Origin of the sequence: Kocuria subflava (assembly GCF_012163155.1) — a bacterium.
GTDB lineage: Bacteria > Actinomycetota > Actinomycetes > Actinomycetales > Micrococcaceae > Kocuria > Kocuria subflava.
The window spans coordinates 1-501 of record NZ_JAAVUN010000283.1; the positions used below are offsets into that span (position 1 = coordinate 1).

Below are 501 nucleotides of genomic sequence, written 5' to 3' on the forward strand. Positions count from 1 at the left end.
GGCCGCCAGGTCGACCCCGGCGGCAACGTCCTGGCCGGCCTGGACCAGCCCGGACTTGGGCGACAGGGAGGCCACGCGATCAGAGTTGGCGATCACGATCTGGGTCAGGAGGCTCTTGGCGCGGGTGGCCAGGAAGTCCAGTTCGAAGTCGATGAGCGGTTGGCCCACGGTCACACGCTGGCCCTGTTCGACCAGCGGGGTGAAGCCCTGCCCCTGGAGGGCCACGGTGTCCAGGCCGATGTGCATGAGCACGTCCAGGCCGTCTTCCGAGCGGACGGTCACGGCGTGGCCGGACTGCTGGACGTCCACCACCTCACCGGCAACCGGGGCCACGAGCTGACCGGCCAGGGGGTCGATGGAAAACCCCTCACCCATCATCTTCTGCGCGAACACGGGGTCCGGCACCTCTTCGATCGGTACCAGGACACCGGTCAGAGGAGCGATGAAATCGATCCTGGTGGCCGTCGTCGGGTCACTCATTGCGTCCCTCTTCTCTCCGTT

General features: G+C 67.1%; 1 protein-coding gene. It reads right to left on the reverse strand.

The window, feature by feature from the left end:
- Positions 1-480, reverse strand: a 480-nt coding sequence (locus GTW58_RS14225) for a PTS sugar transporter subunit IIA (protein WP_168023675.1), incomplete at its 3' end; no start/stop codon positions are given.
- Between the last annotated feature and the right edge of the window lie 21 nt (positions 481-501).